The 20,320-nt window shown below is 49.1% G+C and carries 16 protein-coding genes and 1 pseudogene; 9 read left to right on the top strand and 8 right to left on the bottom strand.

Annotated elements, in window-relative coordinates; translation table 11 throughout:
• Positions 1-25 precede the first annotated feature (25 nt).
• Positions 26-781 carry a LuxR family transcriptional regulator gene (locus tag CWC46_RS16945; RefSeq protein WP_021015362.1) on the bottom strand — a complete coding sequence of 252 codons (756 nt, stop codon included), beginning with the start codon at positions 779-781 and terminating at the stop codon, positions 26-28.
• Between the two features lie 381 nt (positions 782-1,162).
• Between CWC46_RS16945 and CWC46_RS16935 the strand changes: the two genes are divergently transcribed.
• From CWC46_RS16935 to CWC46_RS16915, 5 genes are read left to right on the top strand one after another with little or no spacing between them, the layout of a single operon-like run.
• Entirely contained in the window at positions 1,163-2,101 is a 939-nt protein-coding gene (locus tag CWC46_RS16935) for an ABC transporter permease (RefSeq protein ID WP_021015363.1), read from the top strand.
• The gene (locus CWC46_RS16930) at positions 2,098-2,943 is read left to right on the top strand and encodes an ABC transporter permease (RefSeq protein ID WP_021015364.1); all 846 of its coding nucleotides are present in this window, start codon (positions 2,098-2,100) and stop codon (positions 2,941-2,943) included. Before CWC46_RS16935 ends, CWC46_RS16930 begins: the two co-directional genes overlap by 4 nt.
• On the top strand, positions 2,940-3,932 hold the full coding sequence (locus CWC46_RS16925) for an ABC transporter ATP-binding protein (RefSeq protein WP_021015365.1): 993 nt from the start codon (positions 2,940-2,942) through the stop codon (positions 3,930-3,932). Before CWC46_RS16930 ends, CWC46_RS16925 begins: the two co-directional genes overlap by 4 nt.
• Positions 3,922-4,956, top strand: coding sequence for an ABC transporter ATP-binding protein (locus CWC46_RS16920; protein ID WP_021015366.1), 1,035 nt, complete (start codon positions 3,922-3,924; stop codon positions 4,954-4,956). The genes CWC46_RS16925 and CWC46_RS16920 overlap by 11 nt, the downstream gene beginning before the upstream one ends.
• Positions 4,937-6,451, top strand: a complete 1,515-nt coding sequence (locus CWC46_RS16915) for an ABC transporter substrate-binding protein (RefSeq protein ID WP_021015367.1) — start codon at positions 4,937-4,939, stop codon at positions 6,449-6,451. Before CWC46_RS16920 ends, CWC46_RS16915 begins: the two co-directional genes overlap by 20 nt.
• A 200-nt stretch (positions 6,452-6,651) precedes the next feature.
• Here CWC46_RS16915 and CWC46_RS16910 read toward each other — a convergent pair whose 3' ends face one another.
• Positions 6,652-7,164, bottom strand: coding sequence for a hypothetical protein (locus CWC46_RS16910; protein WP_021015368.1), 513 nt, complete (start codon positions 7,162-7,164; stop codon positions 6,652-6,654).
• A gap of 335 nt (positions 7,165-7,499) precedes the next feature.
• Here CWC46_RS16910 and CWC46_RS16905 point away from each other — a divergent pair, with 335 nt between their 5' ends.
• Complete coding sequence (locus CWC46_RS16905; RefSeq protein ID WP_021015369.1) at positions 7,500-7,757, top strand: hypothetical protein; 258 nt, start codon at positions 7,500-7,502, stop codon at positions 7,755-7,757.
• Positions 7,758-8,409: 652 nt separating this feature from the next.
• Here CWC46_RS16905 and CWC46_RS16900 read toward each other — a convergent pair.
• Positions 8,410-9,231 (bottom strand): AraC family transcriptional regulator, encoded by an 822-nt coding sequence (locus CWC46_RS16900; RefSeq protein WP_021015370.1) that lies wholly within the window; start codon positions 9,229-9,231, stop codon positions 8,410-8,412.
• Positions 9,232-9,494: 263 nt separating this feature from the next.
• Between CWC46_RS16900 and CWC46_RS16895 the strand changes: the two genes are divergently transcribed.
• Positions 9,495-10,892, top strand: coding sequence for an MFS transporter (locus CWC46_RS16895; RefSeq protein WP_021015371.1), 1,398 nt, complete (start codon positions 9,495-9,497; stop codon positions 10,890-10,892).
• 21 nt (positions 10,893-10,913) lie between these two features.
• Positions 10,914-12,872 (top strand): glycoside hydrolase family 127 protein, encoded by a 1,959-nt coding sequence (locus CWC46_RS16890; RefSeq protein WP_021015372.1) that lies wholly within the window; start codon positions 10,914-10,916, stop codon positions 12,870-12,872.
• A gap of 568 nt (positions 12,873-13,440) precedes the next feature.
• Here CWC46_RS16890 and CWC46_RS16885 read toward each other — a convergent pair.
• The 4 genes from CWC46_RS16885 to CWC46_RS16870 form a co-directional block, all read right to left on the bottom strand.
• Positions 13,441-14,463: a sugar kinase gene (locus CWC46_RS16885; RefSeq protein WP_021015373.1), complete on the bottom strand. Its 1,023-nt coding sequence runs from the start codon at positions 14,461-14,463 to the stop codon at positions 13,441-13,443.
• A 97-nt stretch (positions 14,464-14,560) separates the two neighbouring features.
• The gene (locus tag CWC46_RS16880) at positions 14,561-16,087 is read right to left on the bottom strand and encodes a DHA2 family efflux MFS transporter permease subunit (RefSeq protein WP_021015374.1); all 1,527 of its coding nucleotides are present in this window, start codon (positions 16,085-16,087) and stop codon (positions 14,561-14,563) included.
• 10 nt (positions 16,088-16,097) lie between these two features.
• On the bottom strand, positions 16,098-17,276 hold the full coding sequence (locus CWC46_RS16875; protein WP_021015375.1) for an HlyD/EmrA/EmrK family protein: 1,179 nt from the start codon (positions 17,274-17,276) through the stop codon (positions 16,098-16,100).
• Positions 17,277-17,305: 29 nt separating this feature from the next.
• Positions 17,306-17,761, bottom strand: coding sequence for a MarR family transcriptional regulator (locus CWC46_RS16870; RefSeq protein WP_037380807.1), 456 nt, complete (start codon positions 17,759-17,761; stop codon positions 17,306-17,308).
• 714 nt (positions 17,762-18,475) lie between these two features.
• Between CWC46_RS16870 and CWC46_RS16865 the strand changes: the two genes are divergently transcribed.
• Positions 18,476-19,642, top strand: a complete 1,167-nt coding sequence (locus CWC46_RS16865) for an iron-containing alcohol dehydrogenase (RefSeq protein WP_021015377.1) — start codon at positions 18,476-18,478, stop codon at positions 19,640-19,642.
• 270 nt (positions 19,643-19,912) lie between these two features.
• On the opposite strand, the pseudogene CWC46_RS23335 reads toward CWC46_RS16865, so the two are convergent.
• A pseudogene (locus CWC46_RS23335) lies at positions 19,913-20,077 on the bottom strand (IS30 family transposase); the annotation flags it as partial.
• Positions 20,078-20,320 lie beyond the last annotated feature (243 nt).

Here is a 20,320-nt window from a genome sequence, read left to right as displayed (position 1 = left end):
AAAAGCACGGCGTTCTGACGCGTGCTCAACTATCGAGCAGACGATAGTGCAGGGCGCGAACCACCGCTTGTACCCGGTTATTGGCGCCGAGTTTGCGCCCCGCGGTATTAAGATGCAGCGTCACGGTGGCGATCGAACGGTTAAGTTTGCGGGCGATCTCTTTGGCCGTCAGTCCTTCAGCCGCCCAGGACAGACATTCGCGCTCGCGTTTACTCAAGTGCACATGATGGCAGGTGAGAACACGGTCATCAAACAGCGGATAGATCTGTTCCTGAAAAGTCTGTGCCAACAAGCTGAATTCGGCCAGTACATCATGAATATCCAGCTCATGCCCGGTACCGGTGTGAATGCCCGTCACGGTCACGAAACCACCATGAGGCAGATGTAACGGCACGGTCGCGCCACTGGGCATATTGTTGTCACACATGTAGTGAGTGACGGGTTTGTTCTTGTCGCTGAGCCGATTGTGCAGTGAGGTGCTATCTGGCCGTTGATAAGACCAGATGAAAGGGGCACAGCTTTCCAACGCATAATGTTGCACTGGGTCGACCTGATAATAACCGCTCTCACTCCACAGCCGTTGCATATCGGCAGGCACGTTGTACATATGCAGTATCGACGGCGTGATCAACTCACCTTCCAGCGAACGTGGCACGGGTGTGTAGTCATAAATCAGCGCGTCAAAACCAAGACGGGATGTCTGCGCGAAAAGTTGGCTAAACGCGCTATTCACCGTTGTTTCCCGCATTGGTGTGGTTCTGTCTTGCACCGCGACCTTCATGAAACCATCTCCTCTTCATCGGCACTTGCCTATTCGGGCACAAATACTGCTACCGATCAGACACCATGCAAACACGGTGCCAGCTTCCTCATTACGAAAAACTAGTATTTTTACTAACTACCGGCGGCACACCACAGAGGCTAACGTAGCTGTGAGCCTGGCAAGTATCCATCAGAAGCAGGGGGGCAACATGATAAAGCGTGACCATTCAGCGCAGCAGCAAAGGCGGGATGCCCGAATGGAAGGTCTGGGCAGTATGCGTTGTTATACCGCGTTGCACCAATCAGGTGCGCAGCCATACCCGACATTCAGGTGGCATGCCCATGATCCGTTGTTTCGCCACCGTACACCGAATTTTAAGCATCACATGAGAGGATAGCCATGCACCGTTACCGCTTTATGTTGTGGCGCCCGTTGCAATTGCTGCCGGTATTGTTCGGTATCAGTGTGCTCACTTTTATTATGGTGCGAGCCATTCCCGGCGATCCGGCGCGCATTCTGCTGGGAGTACACAGTACACCCGCCGCTATCGCCCGCGTTCGGGCGCAATATGGGCTGAATGAACCGCTGTGGCTGCAATATTTCTATTTTCTGCGCAATTTGCTGCACGGTGAGATGGGAAAATCGATTATCTATCGAGTTGATACCCTGAAACTGATCATGTCACGCCTTGAACCGACGCTGTATCTGGTGTTGGGCAGTGTGTTGCTATCGATACTGTTTACCATACCACTGGCCGCCAGTGCCGCCCGTCATCGTGGAAAGCTGGCCGATCAGGCCGTCCGTCTGTTCTCTACCATTGGCCTGGGTTTGCCCTCGTTCTGGTTGGCGATCATGATGATTTTGCTGTTCAGCCTCTCGCTGGGGTGGTTTCCGGTATCGGGCTATGGCAGTGACTGGGGCGAACGTTTGCATCATATGTTCTTACCTTGTCTGACGGTCGCGCTGGCGTTGTCCGCCGTGCTGACCCGTAATTTGCGCGCCAGCCTGCTGATGGAATTACAAAACGATTATGTCACCGCCGCTCGGGCGCGTGGACAGAGCGAAAATCGTATTTTCTGGCGTCATGTTATACCGAATTCACTGGTGCCGACGGTCAATCTGCTGGCGGTCAATATCGGGTGGCTGATTGGCGGTACCGTGGTAATTGAAAGTGTTTTTGCTATTCCCGGCATGGGGCAATTGCTGGTTAAGGCGATCATCAGCCGTGATTACATGGTGGTTCAGGGCGTGGTGCTGGTATTTTCCCTGGCGACGGTGGTGGTGAATCTCCTGGCTGACGTGTTGACCGTAGCGCTAGACCCGAGGGTGAAACTATGAGCGCGATGACCATCCTCTCTGGTGTCAAACGTCGCTGGCTACCGCGCCAGCAGGCGTTAAGAACCGGCATGGCGATTCTGTTTGTTTGGGTGTTACTGGCTCTGTTTTGTCCCTGGTTGGCACCTTACGATCCCATCGCTCAGAATGTTGCCGCGACACTGTTGCCGCCTGGTCTGCTTCATCCTTTCGGTACCGATAACTTTGGCCGGGATATTTTTTCCCGGGTGATGTGGGGCGCACGGGTGGATCTGCAAATCTGCATCATCGGGGTGATTTTCCCCTTTACCATCGGTACGGTCATCGGCGCGTTTTCCGGGTATCTCGGTGGTGTGGTGGATACCATCTTGATGCGGATCATCGATATTGTGCTGGCGTTTCCATTTCTGGTGTTGATGTTGTCGATTATTGCCATTCTTGGCCCAGGACTCGGCAGTTTTTATATCGCTATGGCGATGGTGGGATGGGTGTCTTATGCGCGGTTGGTGCGCTCACAGGTGCTGACGCTTAAACATCGGGACTTTATTCTGGCGGCGCGAAGTCTGGGTTATAGCCACCCGCGCATTCTGTTTATACATATATTACCTAACGCGCTTACCAGCTCGATCGTGTTTTCCATGTCTGACTGCGTGCTGGTGTTGCTCAATGGCGCGGCAGTGAGTTACCTCGGTCTTGGCGTTCAGCCACCGATTGCCGAGTGGGGCGTGATGGTGGCCGAAGGCCAAAGTTTTATCACCACCGCCTGGTGGATAACCACGTTTCCTGGACTGGCCATTGTTGTGTTGGCGATGGGTTTCAGTCTGCTGGCTGACGGATTGGGCGACAAGCTGGGAGCACAACCATGACACTGTTGCAGGTTTCAGGCCTGATGATTGAAGACCGTCAGGGTACGGCGCTGGTGGATACGTTGTCACTGTCATTGGACGCCGGGGAAATTCTTGGTCTGGTGGGGGAGAGCGGCTCAGGAAAAACCCTGACCTGCCGGGCGATGATACGTCTCTTACCCGGTGAGGGATTGACGATTCGCGAGGGTCAAATCAGGCTCAATGACACGGATGTATTGACGCTCAACGACAAGCAGATGACTGCCATCCGCGGTCGGGAAATTGGCATGATTTTCCAGAATCCAGCCAGCCATCTGAACCCGGTGATGACCATCGGTCAGCAGATTGCCGAAAGTCGGCGTCTGCATTTCGGCGCCAGTCGCCACGATGCGCGCCAGCAGGCGATTACATTATTACGTCAGGTTGGCATCCCCGATCCGGTTCGGCGAGTGGACAACTACCCGCATGAATTTTCTGGCGGTATGCGTCAGCGCGCCATGATTGCCGTGGCACTGGCCTGTGAACCGAAGGTGCTGATTGCCGATGAGCCCACCACAGCGCTGGATGTCACCGTACAGATGCAGATTCTGCGACTGCTTGGCGACCTGCGGGACAGGCTGGGCATTGCCATCATTCTGATCACCCATGATCTCGGCGTGGTGGCACAAACCTGTGATCGTATTGCGGTGATGTACGGCGGAAGATTGTGTGAATCTGGGGATAAACGTCAGGTACTTGCGCAGGCGCGCCATCCCTATACCCGCGGGCTGATTGATTGCCAGCCCGCCAGCGAGGGTGGATTAGGGCGATTGATCACCCTACCGGGTCAGCCGCCATTGGCGCAGCGTTTTCCCACTGGTTGCCGTTTTCATCCACGTTGCCCGCACGCCACCCTTGACTGTCAACGTGTTCAGCCGGTGATGCAGACTGCCACGCCTGGCAGTGCGCATGCTGCCGCGTGTCACCATCCGTTACATACCATGCTGTGTGGGAGGGAACATGGCCAGTAAATCGTATCCATTGCTGGAAGTGGAAGATCTCTCGGTCGCTTTTCCGGCGTCCGGTGGTTTTAGTCCTAAAAAACGGTATGTTCACGCTGTCAATGGGGTGTCCTTACACATTCAGGCCGGTGAAACGCTGGGGCTGGTGGGGGAATCCGGCAGCGGAAAAAGCACGCTGGGCCGGGCGATTCTGCATTTGGAAAATGCCACTTCAGGCCGTGTACGTTTTGACGGTCGATTGATTACCGATGGGATGAGGCCGGATATTACTCGGTTGCGCCAGCAAACCGCGATGATTTTCCAGGACCCGTTTTCGTCGTTGAATCCGCGTCAGACGCTAGGTGAAAGCCTTGCCGAAGTGCTGCGTGTGCATCACAAAGTGGCGGAATCTGCCATCGCGGCACGGGTTGCCGAGTTGTTGACGCTGGTAGGTTTGAGCCCGGAGCAGGCGACGCGCCGTCCGCAGGCATTGAGCGGTGGGCAGTGCCAGCGGGCGGGTATTGCCCGGGCGCTGGCCATCGAGCCGCGTTTAATTGTTGCCGATGAATGCGTGGCGGCGTTAGACGTCTCTATTCAGGCGCAAATTATCAACTTGTTGATGGACCTGCGTGAGCGTATGGGGCTGGCGATTCTGTTTATCGCCCACGATCTGGCGATTGTGCGTCGCCTGTGCGACCGGGTGGCGGTGATGTATCTCGGCCGTATTGTGGAAAGTGGGCCAACACCCATCGTTTTCAGCACGCCGCGACACCCATATACCGCGGCATTGGTCGCAGCGATTCCCGAGATTGACCCTGACCGGCCACTACCCAGGCATTCGCTACAGGGCGAGCCACCTAGTCCGCTGGATATTCCCGCCGGTTGCGCTTTCCATCCACGTTGTGCCTATGCCTTACCGTCATGCTGTCAGGGCACAGTACCCGAAACCCGGCATATTGCCGACCATGCCTTCGCCTGCGTGCTTGATGACAGCAGCAGCGACAGGATTTATCCGTTGACTGAGGAAATGTTACATGAAGCAAAAGCATTTTAACGTTATTGCCGCCGGGCTGATGCTGGCGTTCAGCCTGGTCAGTGAAATGGCACCGGCTGCCGGGATTCTCACTATTGGACGCCATGAAGACAGCACCACGTTTGACCCGATAAAATCGGCACAAAACGCGGATAACTGGGTGTTCTCCAATGTGTTTGATCCGTTGATTCGCGTTGATGACAGTGGCACAAAATTGGTGCCGGGGCTGGCGGAAAGCTGGAGTATTTCTCCGGATGGCAAGGTCTATACCCTGAAAATGCGTGACGCCAAATTTTCAGACGGTACACCGGTGACGGCGGCCGATGCCGTTTTCAGCCTGCTGCGTATCCGCGACAGTGCCGAATCGTTGTGGCGAGATTCTTACAGCATTATTGATAAGGCGGAAGCCAAAGATCCGCACACGTTGGTGATCACCTTGAAAACGCCGTCAGCGGCATTTCTGTCACAGTTGGCGTTGCCTAATGCTTCGGTGATATCGCAACAGGCGTTGACCAGGCAAGGCGAAGAGGACTTTGCCGAACACCCGGTAGGTTCTGGTGCTTTTAGTGTCAAAGAGTGGGATCGGGGCGAGAAGGTGGTGTTGGTGAAAAACCCCTATTACTGGGAAGCCAACAAAGTGAAACTGGATGGCGTGGAATGGCTGACGCTGCCGGATGACAACACCCGTATGTTGAAAGTGCAGGCTGGCGAGATTGATGCGGCTTTGTCTATCCCCTTCTCTCGTATCGCGTCGCTGCAAAAAGATCCCAACCTGAACGTTAGGCTGGACCGCTCAACCCGCGAAGATCACTTGCTAATTAACCATTCACATGGCCCGTTAGGCCAGGTGGCGGTGCGTCAGGCGATAGATTTTGCGATAGATAAAAAAGCCATCGTCGATACCATCACGTTTGGCTACGGTAAAATCGCCAATTCCTATATTCCCGACGGGGCGCTTTATCACTACGCGGATAATTTGCAACGGCCTTACAATCCACAAAAAGCCAAGCAGCTGTTAGCCAGTGCCGGCGTAAAAAATCTGACGCTCAATTATCTGGTGAATGCCGGTGACGAAGTGGATGAACAGATTGCCATTTTGTTGCAGCAACAGTTGGCAAAAGCGGGCATCACCGCCAAATTGCAGAAGGTGGACCCAAGCCAGAGCTGGAGCATGCTGGTTGCTGGCGACTATGACATTTCAGTGATGTACTGGACCAACGATATTCTCGATCCCGATCAGAAAACCACCTTTGTTTTGGGTGATGATTCCAACATGAATTACATGACCCGTTACCATAATGCAAAGGTCAAAGCGTTGGTTGCCGCGGCTCGTGTCGAAATGGATCCGGTCAAGCGTAAGCAGATGTATATCGATTTGCAAAAAATGGCCAAAGCGGATGTGAACTGGATCGATCTCTATTACAGCCCGTACCGCAACGTTACTCGTAAAAACATTAAAGGATTCCACCAAAACCCGTTAGGCCGTTTCACGCTGGAAGAAACGGTGAAGGAGTAATTTTTTGCTATTCCAGGGGAAATAGATACCGTCCAAAATAAAAAATGTAATCAAATAGCAAAAGTTAAAAGCCCGCTTAAGAAAACGTAAGCGGGCTTTGTTTTTGTTGTTTGGCACGGCTTACCGTGCCGGGGGGAATCTCCATCCAGCGGTTTCGGATAATGTCGCAGCGTGCTGATTTAATCATTTTCTATAGATTGTTATTTTTTAGCGGGAAGAAACAACCATAACAGCAAAGAAAGCATACCCAGGCCGAGACCACCAACGCCGACTTTGACAAATATTTCAACCAGCAGAGTGTGATGGGCTGCTGCTCGTCCTATTTGAGGCGCGTAGAAAAACATGGCAAACCACGCCATAGGGTAGAAGAACGACAGTCCCATCAGGATAGAGGTGACTTGTTTACGGAGATTCGACATATCTGTCAGCGCAGTAATGGTGATCATGCCCAGCACAAAGGCGGCGATACCCCCGGCATGGAAATGTGCTCTCTCAACCCAGCGCCAGATGATGCTCTGATCCTTGGCTGGATCAGTGAATAAAGACGGATGAGCCGCTATGCCTGCATGGATATAGTTTTGAAAAAAATCCTCATGAACGCCGAACAAAATACCTAAAAAGATATTCATTAGGATCATCAAAAACACTAGTGCCAGGCCGATTTTCACCGGCGAAAAATCGACCGACAAAGCGACTTTGTTATTTTCTGTCATAAATTAATTCCTCTCAGTTAAATATTTAATTTTCAAAATAAAACGCTTCATATGGAAATGTTTCTGTATTGGATAAACGAACGTTTTAATATGACGCTATTTTCATTAAGAATAAAAGAAGGAAATAATATTAAGTTACTTAATACTCAGGCTTTCATACACCATAAAATCAGATGATGTTTGATATTAATAACAAGTAATGTTTTATCTTGTTTATTTGGTTTTTTATCTTTATTTTTTTAAAATTTACTAACGATAATATCGTTTCTTAACACATGTAAATGTTAATAACCAAATAAGAGTAAATATTACAGTCATGTTCAGGGGATTATTTTATGTGGATGAGAATAACAATCATTTTTAATGGTTGTTGTTCTGCATCATTGGCTTTATTGGAATTTCACTTATTTCGGAATAAAAGCCTGAATGTGTTGTCTTGGTATTGGCCTGGAAGTACCTGGTTCTATGTCGTTTTCGGTGAACGCTATTGCATTCTTCGACGTTGTGTGTTCCGCCCAATCCCATTCATTGATGCCTTGAAAGAACTGAACGCCGGCTTTGATGCCGTGCTGTTTCGCTGTGGTGACGCATAAAGTGGAGATGACCGGTGCCGATCAATTGTTATTTGCAGAAGTACATAAAATTACCCGGCAATATGATGACTCAATTATCGGCAATGCGTACGTTCACCAGCTAAAGTCGTTGCCAGCTTATATTTGGGGGTTTATCTGTCTACTATCTTATTCTTAAACTCAGGTCTACGCCAAATGACTATGTTGAAATAACATAACTAAAAAAATAAAAAGAATTTCTCATGACAGGGCGCGGGTTATATGTTTTTCGGTTTAATGAAATGGTCATCCCCATTCTATAGCGGCACTGCTGATAACGTATCCCACTGTGGGAGAGACCATTTCATTAAGCCATGCCAATCACTAACTCAACAATTAGCTAAAACCAGCTAATTTCCAAAACGTTCATAAAAAGAGAAATTACACGCTGAGTTTTACTTTTTGACCACGGCCACTTGCTGACCCGGGAAAACGGCAGGGGATATTGAAGCCAGGAAATACAACATGATACCTGGTTTACAGACCAGGTTGATGCTGATGAAAGGCAACGATTCCAGCGATTGTCCCATTGACGAGTAAACCGCGTTATACCCCTCTGTCTTCTTCTCTGTTTCATCATCGAGAACAAACGGCTGGACCCTGGTTCCGTCGGTGTGCCTACAGCTCGTCCCGGCTAGATATCTGAATTGATATGCTCTTTACAGTAGCGCTTTTTATATTCCAGCGGTGTCAGACCAGTCAGCCGGCGAAATAGCCGCCTGAAGTATCCCACATCCTGAAAACCACAGCGTTTTGCTATATCGGCAATGACGCCGCAGTCTGCTATCAGCATCTTTTCGGCGTTACCGATGCGTCGCCGATGAATGGCCTCGGTGAGGGTCATGCGAAAGGTCATTTTATAGACCCGCCCCAGATAATCAACATTGCAAAAGAGCTGTGATGCCAACCCGGATGCGGTAAGGGGCAGATGAAACTGGGTACCGATAAGCTGTTGCGCCTTCCATGCCAATGCTATACCCGGTTCTGCCGGTTCAGTACTTTCGGTCCAGCCGTCCGCCACTTGTTGTAGCAGCAGCAGTAGAATCAATTCCAACGAGGAGGCAGGCGACCGGTTTTCCTGCTCGCTGAGAAACAGTCTGAACAACGTAACAAACCGGTGAGGATCGCGTATTTTACTATATTGCGGTATGGGTAATTTAATGGCCTCTTCTTTCGAGGGCCGGGTAGACACACTATCGAAGTGCAGCCAATAAAATTTTAAATCTGCGGGAAAATCACCTATTCCTGCATGTTTCCTGCCTGGCCATAATAAAAGTGATTCCCCGGCTTTGACATAAAAATCATGCTGATTTTCTCGAATCGCTAATATCCCCTGTTCAACAAAAATCAATTCATAGGATTCCAGAATACGGGTGGGGTGATGGCCGAGTCCACGAGAAATAAACAAACCGCCATTTTCAATTCTAATTGGATAATTGACTGATATTTCAAGCATAATTAATTACCGTAATTACTACTTCTTTTCAACTTAGCAAACAAGCACGGGAATTTCAGGTAATACGGCTGCACTATTGATCTGCTTCACAATTTTAAATCCATGTCGGAATCGTACCGTTTATCTACCTTTTCCGCACCTTGTTGCGGCCCATATAGTGTGCGAGTTTTAACCAGTGGAACAATAAAAATATGTACTAAATTGAGTCATTAACTTCTTACCCTTCCGCATGCCAATAACTCGTTATCGGCGAGGAGAAAATAATGTCAACCACCTCCATTCCTCATACTGCTGTCCCGGAAATAACTGTCGGCAGCTATTTATCCATTCGTGAAAAGATCGGCTACGGTTTAGGTGATGCGGGTGGCACCGTTATTACCAGCCTGATGATGAATTTCCTGACCTTCTTTTATACCGATATATTCGGTCTCACTCCGGCACTGGTGGGCATCATGTTTATTGTGCTTCGTGTCGTAGATGCTGTATCCGATCCCCTGATGGGGGTGCTAGCGGACCGAACCGTGAGCCGTTGGGGGCGATTCCGTCCCTGGCAGTTATGGGCTGCTTTACCCATCGGTATTATCGGTATCCTGACGTTCACTGTGCCCGATGTGAGTCTCAATGTAAAAATCCTCTGGGCCTTTGTCACCTACCTGATGCTCTCCTTGAGCTATACCGCCATCAATGTGCCTTATTGCGCGTTGATAAATACCATGACCGGTGTCCACCGGGAGGTGATTTCCTGTCAGGCCTGGCGCTTCGTGTTGTGCGGTATTGCTGGTTTCCTGGTCTCGGTGGGATTGCCCTGGCTGGTGGCTACACTGGGGAACGGCAATGCAGCCCACGGCTATCAACGCGGCGTCGCTGTGCTGTGTGTTATTGCGGTAACGATGTTTCTGTGCTGCTTTTTCTGGGTGCGCGAACGGGTTCCCATGACGGTACTGGGTAAGTTTTCACCTCGGGAACATTTACGGGGTTTGCGTCAAAACGATCAGTTGCTGCTGATGTTACTGATGTCATTTTTGCTGATAAATGTCTTTAATATTCGCGGCGGTGGGTATATGTATTTCATCTCCTATGTGCTGCACGGCAGCTCCAGTTACACGTCGCTGTTTTTTACCGCTGTCACCGTGGCATCCATTATTGGCGCAATGATTGTCAATGGTTTATCTCGCCGCATCGACACGGTAAGGCTGTATTATTACACCAATATCGTCTTGGCGGTCCTGGGTATCCTGATGTGGTTTATCCCCACGGGGGAAGCCTATCGCACCCTATGGCTGGCGGTGATTTTCATCAACAGCGTTATCCTTGGTTTTACCCTGACGTTGCATTTCTCCCTGATGGCGTTCGCCGATGATTATGGTTTCTGGAAAACGCGTATTCGCTCATCGGGTATGAGCTTTGCGTTTAATCTGTTCTTTATCAAACTGGCCTGGGCATCCAGTGCCGGTATTATCAGCCTGGTGTTTGTTCTGGTGGCCTATGTTCCCGGTATCGATCATCAAACTCCCGCGTCACTCCACGGCATCCGGATGATGGAAAGCTTAATACCGGCGATATTTCATGTCTTGCTGGCTGTCGCCTTACATTTCTGCCGACTGGACAATGCCAGTATGACTCGCATATCCCGTGATCTTCAGGATCGTCAGTTAGCCTAAACCTTAACCAGGGAATCAAAAATGGGAAAAACATCTGAAATAGACCTGCATCATATCAAGTTGACCGATTCCTTCTGGCTGGATTATCAGCGACTGGTCAGGGATGTGGTCTTGCCGTACCAGTGGGAGGCGCTAAATGATCGTATCGCCGACGCAGAGCCTAGCCACGCCATAGAAAACTTTCGTCTCGCGGCAGGATGCAGCCAGGGAGAATTTTACGGTATGGTATTCCAGGACAGCGATGTGGCGAAATGGTTGGAGGCGGTGGCCTGGATGCTGTGCCAACAGCCGGATCCGCAACTAGAGCATACCGCTGATGAAACCATTGAACTGATCGCCGCTGCACAACAGCCAGACGGCTACCTGAATACCTATTTCACAGTGAAGGCACCGAAGCAGCGCTGGACTAACCTGGCGGAATGCCATGAATTGTATTGCGCCGGACATATGATCGAGGCCGGCGTAGCTTACTACCGCGCCACCGGTAAAACCCGCCTGCTCGAGGTTGTCTGCGCCCTGGCTGATCATATTGATGAAGTTTTTGGCCCCGGCCCCCAGCAGCTTCACGGGTATCCGGGTCACCCGGAAATCGAACTGGCATTGATGGAATTGTATGACGTCACCGACAGGCAACGTTATCTCTCCCTGGCGCGTTATTTTGTTGAACAACGGGGCACCGAACCCCACTTTTATGACCTTGAATATGAACATCGCGGTCGCACCTCCTATTGGCAAAACTACGGCGCGGCCTGGATGGTGAAAGACAAATCATACAGCCAGGCGCACAAACCCATTGCGTTGCAGACGACAGCGGTAGGACATGCGGTCAGGTTTGTTTATCTGCTGGCGGGTGTCGCCCATCTGGCATGTATCAGCGGCGATGAAGATATGCGCCGCGCTTGTCATTGTTTATGGGACGATATGACGCAACGTCAAATGTACATTACCGGCGGGATCGGCGCACAAAGCCATGGAGAGGCGTTTACTTCCGATTACGATCTGCCCAACGACACCGCCTATACAGAAAGCTGCGCGTCTATCGGCCTGATGATGTTTGCCCGGCGCATGCTGCAAATGGAGACAGACGGGCAATATGCCGACGTGATGGAACGGGCACTGTATAATACCGTGCTGGCGGGTATGGCTCTCGACGGGAAACACTTTTTCTACGTCAATCCGCTGGAGGTCCATCCTGGCGCCATCAAATGCAACCATATTTTCGATCACATCAAACCGGTGCGTCAGCAGTGGTTCGGCTGCGCCTGCTGTCCACCCAATATCGCTCGGTTGTTGGGGTCTCTCGGAAATTACATTTACACCCGAAGTGAAGAAACCCTGTTTGTGAACCTCTATATCGGCAGCGAGGTGACTCTTCTTGTGGGCGAGCATTCCCTGACGGTGTGTCAAACCGGTAATTATCCTTGGGATGATACCGTTAATATCACGGTAACTTGTCCGTCCGCGACGTCATTTACGCTGGCGCTGCGTTTGCCGGGTTGGTGCCCGGAGCCACAGGCGATCCTGAACGGCGAACCTGTTGATATGACGCCCCGGCGAGGATATGTCTATTTCACGCGTACCTGGTCTGAAGGTGACAATATTCAATTGATCTTACCGATGCCGGTGCGCCGGGTACGAAGCAATCCGCTGGTACGCCAAAACCTGGGCAAGGTTGCTTTGCAACGTGGACCGCTGGTGTATTGCCTGGAACAGGCTGATAACGGCGATAATCTGCATCAACTGAGTTTGTCTGCTGGCAATAATTTTCGTTTGTTGGCCGGCGAAGGAGTACTGGCAGGGAAAACACTGATCCAGGCACCGGGGGAAGGCGTGTCGGTAACAGATGCGTTGCAACAGCCCCTTTATGATTATGACGGTGAGCCTCCGCGACGCCGACAGTGCTCCTTGCTCTTTATTCCCTATTTTTGCTGGGCCAACCGAGGCGAAGGGGAGATGCGGGTATGGATTGCGGAAACCTGATCCAATATCGCCGTGCATAAGAAGACAGTGCGGCAGGGAACGCCTTGGTACAGGTAATTTTTGTGCTGACGACCTGCTTGCACCAGTAATGCAGCCAGGATTAATGAGATGTTCATCCCATTTTGTCGCGGTACGTTGATAGAACGTTCCATACTGCATCAAATTCAGTTGTTGTAAAAACGAGGGGGCGTAATAGACGTTGAATAAATTGAATTTTGGGTTGTTATCAGGATCAGTTCACGATATTCCTGACGATACCCCGACATACCTTGGCAAAGTAAAAGTTCAACATCACTAACTGGAAGGGATACTACAGGGCACTCATCAGTCGGGGTTTGCTAACTTTTTGGCTTGATGAATCGACTGTTCAAGCTTGGTATGACAACGCAATACCTTCTTCATGTGGTTGCCCGCGACGCTAATCAGCGTCTTATCAGCAGTAATTCCTGCTGAAAATGGGTCACCAGAGATGGTTATTGCCTGGCGGGGGCTGCATAACCCGATGTCATCCGTAAGCTATGGGCGTATTCCGGCCGATAGCTTCAGCCGGAATACTTTTTCCTACCGCTTAGCGGCTGAGGCTTGCGCCACCGCCTTTTTTCATCACCGCGCGGATATCTGACTCCTGAACCAGATTCAAATCACCGCTGATGGTCAGTTTCAATACGCTGGCTGCAATCGCAAATTCAATCGCTTCCTGTGTGTCAAATTTGTGTAGCAGGCTGTGCATTAAGCCGGCGCCAAAAGCATCACCTGCGGCAACGCCTTCCATTACATGCACATTGTAACGGTTGGTTTCATAGAATGTACCTTCACTCAGCAGCAGCCCCATCCACTGGCTGTCTTCGACGGATTGGATATTACGCAGGACACTGACTACCATCTTGCAACCTGGATATCTTCTGGTGACTTCCTGCATGCCGTCTTTAAACGCGTCAATCTGTTCGATGCCGCGGGACATATCGCCATCAAATGCCTTGATGCCGAGCGTCGCTTCGAAATCTTCATCATTGGCGATACAAATTGTGACGTAATGCATCAGCCTGGACATCACTGTTTGCGCTTTTTCTGGTAACCACATCTTGCCACGGTAATTCATGTCGCAGACCACCGGGATATTATGCTTCTGGCAGTAGACGCAGGCAGCTGTTACGGCTTGTTCCAGCTCGACTGAAATGGCGGGAGTGATACCGGAGAAATAGAAATAATCGACATCCCTGAAAATGGCTTCCCAGTTGAACTCTGTCTGTTTCACTTCCGCGAAAGCGCTCCCAGCACGATCATAGACGACATTGGTAGCGCGTACGCTGGCACCTTTCTCGAAGAAGTAGATCCCCAAACGGTTTCCGCCACGTAACACTTTTGTCGTATCGACACCATATTTACGCAGTGTGGAAAGTGCTGTTTCACCCAATAGATTTTTGGGCAATTTGGTCAGGTAGGCGGCGTTATTTCCAAGCAGTGATAATGATACCGCGACGTTGGCTTCGGCACCGCCATAGGCGGCTTCAAAAACATCGGACTGAATAATGCGATTGTTACCGACAGGTTTCAGCCGCAACATCATTTCTCCAAAAGTTAACACTTTCATTTATTTCGTCCATTTCTGAATAAGTTAGCGAATTATATACCTAATAGATTTGGCGTTGCAGACAGGTGAAAACGACGCTCTGATATCGTTAAGCCAGTTAATGCCCTGATGATACTGGTCCTGGCGTTGTAAAAGGTGGTTTGGCAAACCAGATAACCACGATCAGTCCCAGAAAGCCCCACCCCAATAAATGGAAGTAATCAATAGTCGAGGACATCCACGCCTGTTGTTGCACTGTTTGATCCAGTTGTGCCAGATTGGTTTGCGTGATACCGCCCATCCGATGGAGGTAACTTACCGCAGCCGGATTATATATGGACACGCTTTCGCTCAGTATCGCGTGGTGATAAATCTCACGATTTGACCAGATCCAGGTGGAAAGCGATGAGGCAAAACTCCCACCCAATACGCGCAAAAAGGTTGCCAGTCCTGAGCCTTCAGCCACATCCTTGCCATGCAGACTCGAGAGCAAAATAGAGGTCAGTGGCACAAAGAAAAACGCCACGCCCATTCCCATGAATAGCTGCACACCGGCAATAGTCATGAAATCTACATTGGTGTTGAATTGAGCGCGCATCAGACATGATAATCCCATGATCACAAACGACACTGTGGCGAGCAGCCGTAAATCCACCCGGTTGCCGTAACGTCCAATAATCGGCGACAGTATCACTGGCAACATCCCCATTGGCGCGGCTGCCAGTCCTGCCCAGATTGCGGTATATCCCATCCACCTCTGAAGCCATTGAGGCAGAATCACATTAATGGCAAAAAATGCGGCGTACCCGAGCATCAACGATAGCGTACCGACAGTGAAATTTCGGTCGGCAAACAGCCGTAGGTTAACAATCGGGTGGCGTTCTCCCAACTCCCAGATAATAAAGGACACCAGCGCGATGGCGGAAATAACCGACATCGTTACGATATTCGTGGAAGAAAACCAGTCCAGATCATTGCCTTTATCCAACACTACCTGCAACAAACCAACGCCGATGACCAACAGCCCAATACCGATATAGTCGACACTGACGCGTTCTATGGTATTCCGCCAGTCACGTAGCTGCATCCAGACAATGATCGAGGCAAAAATGCCGATCGGCACGTTGATGTAAAAAATCCACGACCAGGAATAACTATCGGTGATCCAGCCACCAGTAATAGGGCCGACGATCGGACCTACTACTGTCACCATCGCCAAAAGTGCCAGTGCCATGTTGCGCCGTGAGGGTGGAAATATCATCAGCAACAGCGTTTGGCACATGGGGTACATTGGACCGGCAAAGAAACCCTGTAAGGCCCGGAAAATAATCAGCTCTGTCATGTTCTGCGCAAAACCGCAAAGGAAAGACGCAAGACTGAACAGTAAAACCGAGACAATAAACAGTCGTAGTTGACCCATGGTACGGGAAAGCCAGCCAGTCAATGGCAGGGAAATGGCGTTGCACACGGCGAAAGAGGTTATCACCCAGGTACTCTGATCCGAACTGACGCCGAGACTACCGGCAATCGTCGTCAACGATACGTTGGCAATCGTAGAGTCCAGCACCTGCATAAATGTCGCCAGCGAGATTGCGAATGTCGCCAGTGCCAGACTCGGCGGTGTAAAAGCAGCCTTATCGTTCATCACTGCTTCCTTAGCCATGGGTGTTCGTCAACGGTAAACTGTTGTCATGGAGAATTTGCGCTACCAGTTCGTCAGCTTGCTTAAGAGTAACGTCGTAAACATCGGTGTGATAACGTGGCGTACTGACCGTTTCTGTGGGTAATAATTTGCCTTGATCATTGTGAATATCCACTTTGGCGTACATCGACAGACCGATACGCAGCGGATATTGCTTTATACTTTCTGGATCAAGAGCAATGCGCACCGGGAGCCTCTGGACGATTTTTATCCAGTTTCCGCTGGCGTTTTGGGCAGGTAACAAGGCGAAGGCACTGCCAGTCCCGATACCAAGGCTTTCTATCGCACCCTTGTACACCACCTTATCACCATAAATGTCGGAGGTCAGGGTAACCTGCTGACCAAGCCGCATTTGCTGCATTTGGCTTTCTTTAAAATTGGCATCGACCCATATCTGATTAAGGGGCACGATTGTCATTAGCGTCGCGCCGGAACTCACGTGCATCCCCAACTGAACGGAGCGCTTCGCAACATAACCGCTTACTGGAGCAACAATAGCGCAGCGTGCCCAATCCAGATACTTGCTACGTAGGTCTGCCACCGCACTTTTGATCTCGGGATGATTGTCGATCACGGTATTATTGACCATGGCCTGATTGACGCGCAGAGACTCTTCTACTGCATTAAGGTTGCTGCGGGCGCTGTTGACCGCATCCTGATAATGCGCCAGCGATTCTGTGGAGATGGCACCTTTGGCGGCCAGTCCTTTACGACGGTTATAATCGCCAATGGCTTGTTGCAGTGCCACCTGCTGGGCTTTCACCTGCGCTTGATAGTTATCCACGGTACTGTACAGACCACGTACCTGGCGCACGGTCTTGGCCAGCGACGCTTCCGACTGTTGCAAGGCGATGTAGGTATCGCTCGGACTGAGTTGCACCAGTGTTTGCCCTTTCTTTACATAATCTCCGACATCAACACTGATTTTTGTCACAGTACCGTCGATTTGTGGTGTCAGTGTTACCTGGTTGCCATCAACATAGGCATCGTCGGTGGTCTCATAAAAACGCACATACAGTTGGTAGTAGACCCCACCAGCAGCAGCAGCCAACAGCAAAATGACCAGCAAAACAGCAAAATTACGTTTACGTCGACTGGTGTGTGGAAGAGGGGAATCTGGTTTTGTTTCCATGATGGTGATGACCTTTGCCATTTGTTCGTTTATTGAGGGAAAAAGCGTTCTATGACGTCATTCGGCAACATCTTGGTGAGGAGCTGTGTGAGTTGTTCCGTTTCCTGAGGGGTAAGCCGGGCGGTCATCTGTACCGGTAAAATCTGTATCCCCTCCAGCTCGAAACGCTGACAAATCGTCGTCCCTTTTTCAGTCAACGCCAAGATCACTTGACGCTTATCGCTGGGGTGAGGCAGACGCAGAATCAGTTTCCGTTTCACCATCCGTTCAATCATGCGACTCAGTGCACCCCCGTCCATCATCATGTTCTTACTCACTTCCACCGGACTGACAAACCCGTTACGAATATTGATTAATACCTTGAACTGGGCAGCGGTAATGTCACTACCGGCAAGGTATTCATTAATTAATTGATCTTTAAATTGGTTTGCCAGGTGAATCAGCAAACCAAGTGGATAGGTATTTTCAGCAAGTTTTTTCTTCATGCTTACAACATATTGACTAGGCATTTATTTCATTTGAAACTAATGTTTAATCAACTAAATGTCAATATTAATTATCATTACAGTTTGTTTCTTATTGGTAAGCTATAGGCTAAATCGGTAGCCTTCTCATAGAAACGGCGGTTACATGGCGTGGGGGATAGCCCTGTCCGTGGTGGCGGAAAACAGTTGCAGATCAAAGTTCTCTTCGAGGTTTTTGGATACTTGGCATTTCCTTATTTAATAATGATGCTTTCCTTCGTATTCACGGCTGATGTTACATTGTGAAATCACATGGTGACATTTTATGCTACTTTAGAGGGTGGTCTACGAAATATAACTTATATTTTTATGATGTAAGAACGTGGCATTAATGGATATATTGGAATATGAAAGTGTTTGTTATTTTTATCAATAAAATAAATAGATGAGGTTGCATCATCGTATTATCTTGCAACAATAGTGCTGATATATCTGTAACCTTTTAATGACAAAAACCTTATATTTTGTGAGGTTGTTCACAATTATTATTTTGTTTTCATATATTATTCCCAGCACGTGTCCTGTCGCCGCGGGTATAGTGACATTATAAGTTTGTATCAATTTTCTGTGAAAATATGTTTCCGAAAATTTTGGTGGTGTTTTTTTATTTTTGTGGCGATAGCTTAAATATATTCATGGACACAATGTAAAGACTAATCAATGAGAGGAAAATACATGTCAACTTATTATTTTTTACCGACACGCAATGTTTTCGGCGAAGGTAGTGTGCAAGAAGTAGGTGAGTTAGCGAAAACGCTAAACGCTAAAAAAGTACTGATCGTTACTGACAAATTTCTTGCTCAGAGTGGTATGGCGGATAAAGTCGCTGAAATTTATAAAAAGTCGGGAATTGACACTCATGTCTTCTCTGGTGCGGAACCTAACCCGACAGATAAAAACGTCGCTGATGGCATTATGGTCTATCGGGAACAAGGTTGTAATTCAATAGTCTCGCTTGGTGGTGGATCGTCACACGACTGTGCCAAAGGCATTGGTCTGGTTGCGGCTAATGGCGGAAATATAAGGGATTATGAGGGCGTTGATAGATCCAGTAATGATATGATCCCGTTAATGGCAATTAATACCACTGCCGGTACGGCCTCTGAAATCACGCGTTTTTGCATCATTACCGATACCGACCGCAAAGTTAAGATGGCCATTGTCGACTGGCGTGTTACACCGCAAATTTCAATTAACGATCCTGAGTTAATGGTAGGTATGCCGCCCTCGTTAACTGCCGCAACGGGGATGGATGCATTGACCCATGCGATTGAAGCGTATGTATCAACAATGGCTAATCCACTTACTGATGCCGCAGCATTAAAAGCAATTAAAATGATTACCCAATATTTACCTAAGGCTGTTGCTAATGGTGAATATATGAAAGCCAGAGACAATATGGCTTATGCTCAATATTTGGCCGGCATTGCATTTAATAATGCCTCTTTAGGTTATGTGCATGCTATGGCTCACCAGCTTGGCGGTTTTTATAATTTACCGCATGGTGTATGTAATGCAATTCTATTACCTTACATAGAATCATTTAACCTAATGAGCAATCTTAATCGATTCAAGGATATTGCAGAAGCGATGGGAGAAAATATAGTTGGTCTTTCCACTGATGATGCTGCGGTTAAAGCTATCAACGCTATTCAAAGATTGAGCAAGCAAGTTGGTATTCCTCGTGATCTGAAGAGCCTTGGTGTTAAACCAGAAGATTTCGCCATTATGGCTGAAAATGCTAAAAAAGACGTTTGTCAGCTGACCAATCCACGTAAAGCGACTAAAGAACAAGTTATCGAGCTCTACAGAAAAGCTTACGAAGGTGAGCCAGCTATATAATCTAATGGTTTCTTGCCATTTAATATATACCCAATAGATTTCGAGTTGCAGGGCGGTGGCAAGTGAAGGAGTCCCGATGAGCTTACTCAAGTAAGTTCATCGGGCAAATCTGCCGGGAGTAGATTTGAACGCTGCTCGCAGCGACCATAAAGGGGCGAGGCCCAAGGATGGGGGAAGTAGTTGAGCGCCGCAGCCAACGCACATGCAACTTGAAAGAGGGTTACAACATATTGAAATGGAAACTGATATTTTAAAAATGCTACTGTAGATTCAACTTGTCAACGTAATATCATTTTCAAAAACTTGTTTTGGCGTTTTAAATTTCAGTGTTTTTCTCGACCTGTCATTTAATTTTTCTGCGACTTGATCAAGATCCTGTTGTGAATGTTGAGCCAGACAGATCCTTTTAGGGAAGTATTGCCGAATAAGGCTATTTCTTTTTTTCGTGAACTTCAGCGCCAGTTATTTTCCGACTGAACACATTTTCATTTTCTACCAGATACAGATAATGCCAGCGACCACGCACCACTGACGCACAGGCCACGCATGATGTTCACTGACTGCCACGGCTTCATTTATCTGGCGGATAAATTGACATTGCTCATTCGTCGGCGTCAGTCGTCTTCAGTTTCTCCGTAATAGTTTTCGTAGCAGCAGTATCGCTGCTGCCTTCGCCAG

The sequence above is a fragment of the Prodigiosinella confusarubida genome (assembly GCF_002847015.1).
Classification (GTDB): domain Bacteria; phylum Pseudomonadota; class Gammaproteobacteria; order Enterobacterales; family Enterobacteriaceae; genus Prodigiosinella; species Prodigiosinella aquatilis.
This window is presented reverse-complemented; position numbering and strand designations above follow the sequence as displayed.

Excerpts from the sequence above, each read along its gene's own strand:
- CWC46_RS16945 (WP_021015362.1), bottom strand. The coding sequence starts at position 781 with ATGAAGGTCGCGGTGCAAGACAGAACCACACCAATGCGGGAAACAACG.
- CWC46_RS16935 (WP_021015363.1), top strand. The coding sequence starts at position 1,163 with ATGCACCGTTACCGCTTTATGTTGTGGCGCCCGTTGCAATTGCTGCCG.
- CWC46_RS16930 (WP_021015364.1), top strand. The coding sequence starts at position 2,098 with ATGAGCGCGATGACCATCCTCTCTGGTGTCAAACGTCGCTGGCTACCG.
- CWC46_RS16925 (WP_021015365.1), top strand. The coding sequence starts at position 2,940 with ATGACACTGTTGCAGGTTTCAGGCCTGATGATTGAAGACCGTCAGGGT.
- CWC46_RS16920 (WP_021015366.1), top strand. The coding sequence starts at position 3,922 with ATGGCCAGTAAATCGTATCCATTGCTGGAAGTGGAAGATCTCTCGGTC.
- CWC46_RS16915 (WP_021015367.1), top strand. The coding sequence starts at position 4,937 with ATGAAGCAAAAGCATTTTAACGTTATTGCCGCCGGGCTGATGCTGGCG.
- CWC46_RS16910 (WP_021015368.1), bottom strand. The coding sequence starts at position 7,164 with ATGACAGAAAATAACAAAGTCGCTTTGTCGGTCGATTTTTCGCCGGTG.
- CWC46_RS16905 (WP_021015369.1), top strand. The coding sequence starts at position 7,500 with ATGTGGATGAGAATAACAATCATTTTTAATGGTTGTTGTTCTGCATCA.
- CWC46_RS16900 (WP_021015370.1), bottom strand. The coding sequence starts at position 9,231 with ATGCTTGAAATATCAGTCAATTATCCAATTAGAATTGAAAATGGCGGT.
- CWC46_RS16895 (WP_021015371.1), top strand. The coding sequence starts at position 9,495 with ATGTCAACCACCTCCATTCCTCATACTGCTGTCCCGGAAATAACTGTC.
- CWC46_RS16890 (WP_021015372.1), top strand. The coding sequence starts at position 10,914 with ATGGGAAAAACATCTGAAATAGACCTGCATCATATCAAGTTGACCGAT.
- CWC46_RS16885 (WP_021015373.1), bottom strand. The coding sequence starts at position 14,463 with ATGAAAGTGTTAACTTTTGGAGAAATGATGTTGCGGCTGAAACCTGTC.
- CWC46_RS16880 (WP_021015374.1), bottom strand. The coding sequence starts at position 16,087 with ATGAACGATAAGGCTGCTTTTACACCGCCGAGTCTGGCACTGGCGACA.
- CWC46_RS16875 (WP_021015375.1), bottom strand. The coding sequence starts at position 17,276 with ATGGAAACAAAACCAGATTCCCCTCTTCCACACACCAGTCGACGTAAA.
- CWC46_RS16870 (WP_037380807.1), bottom strand. The coding sequence starts at position 17,761 with ATGAAGAAAAAACTTGCTGAAAATACCTATCCACTTGGTTTGCTGATT.
- CWC46_RS16865 (WP_021015377.1), top strand. The coding sequence starts at position 18,476 with ATGTCAACTTATTATTTTTTACCGACACGCAATGTTTTCGGCGAAGGT.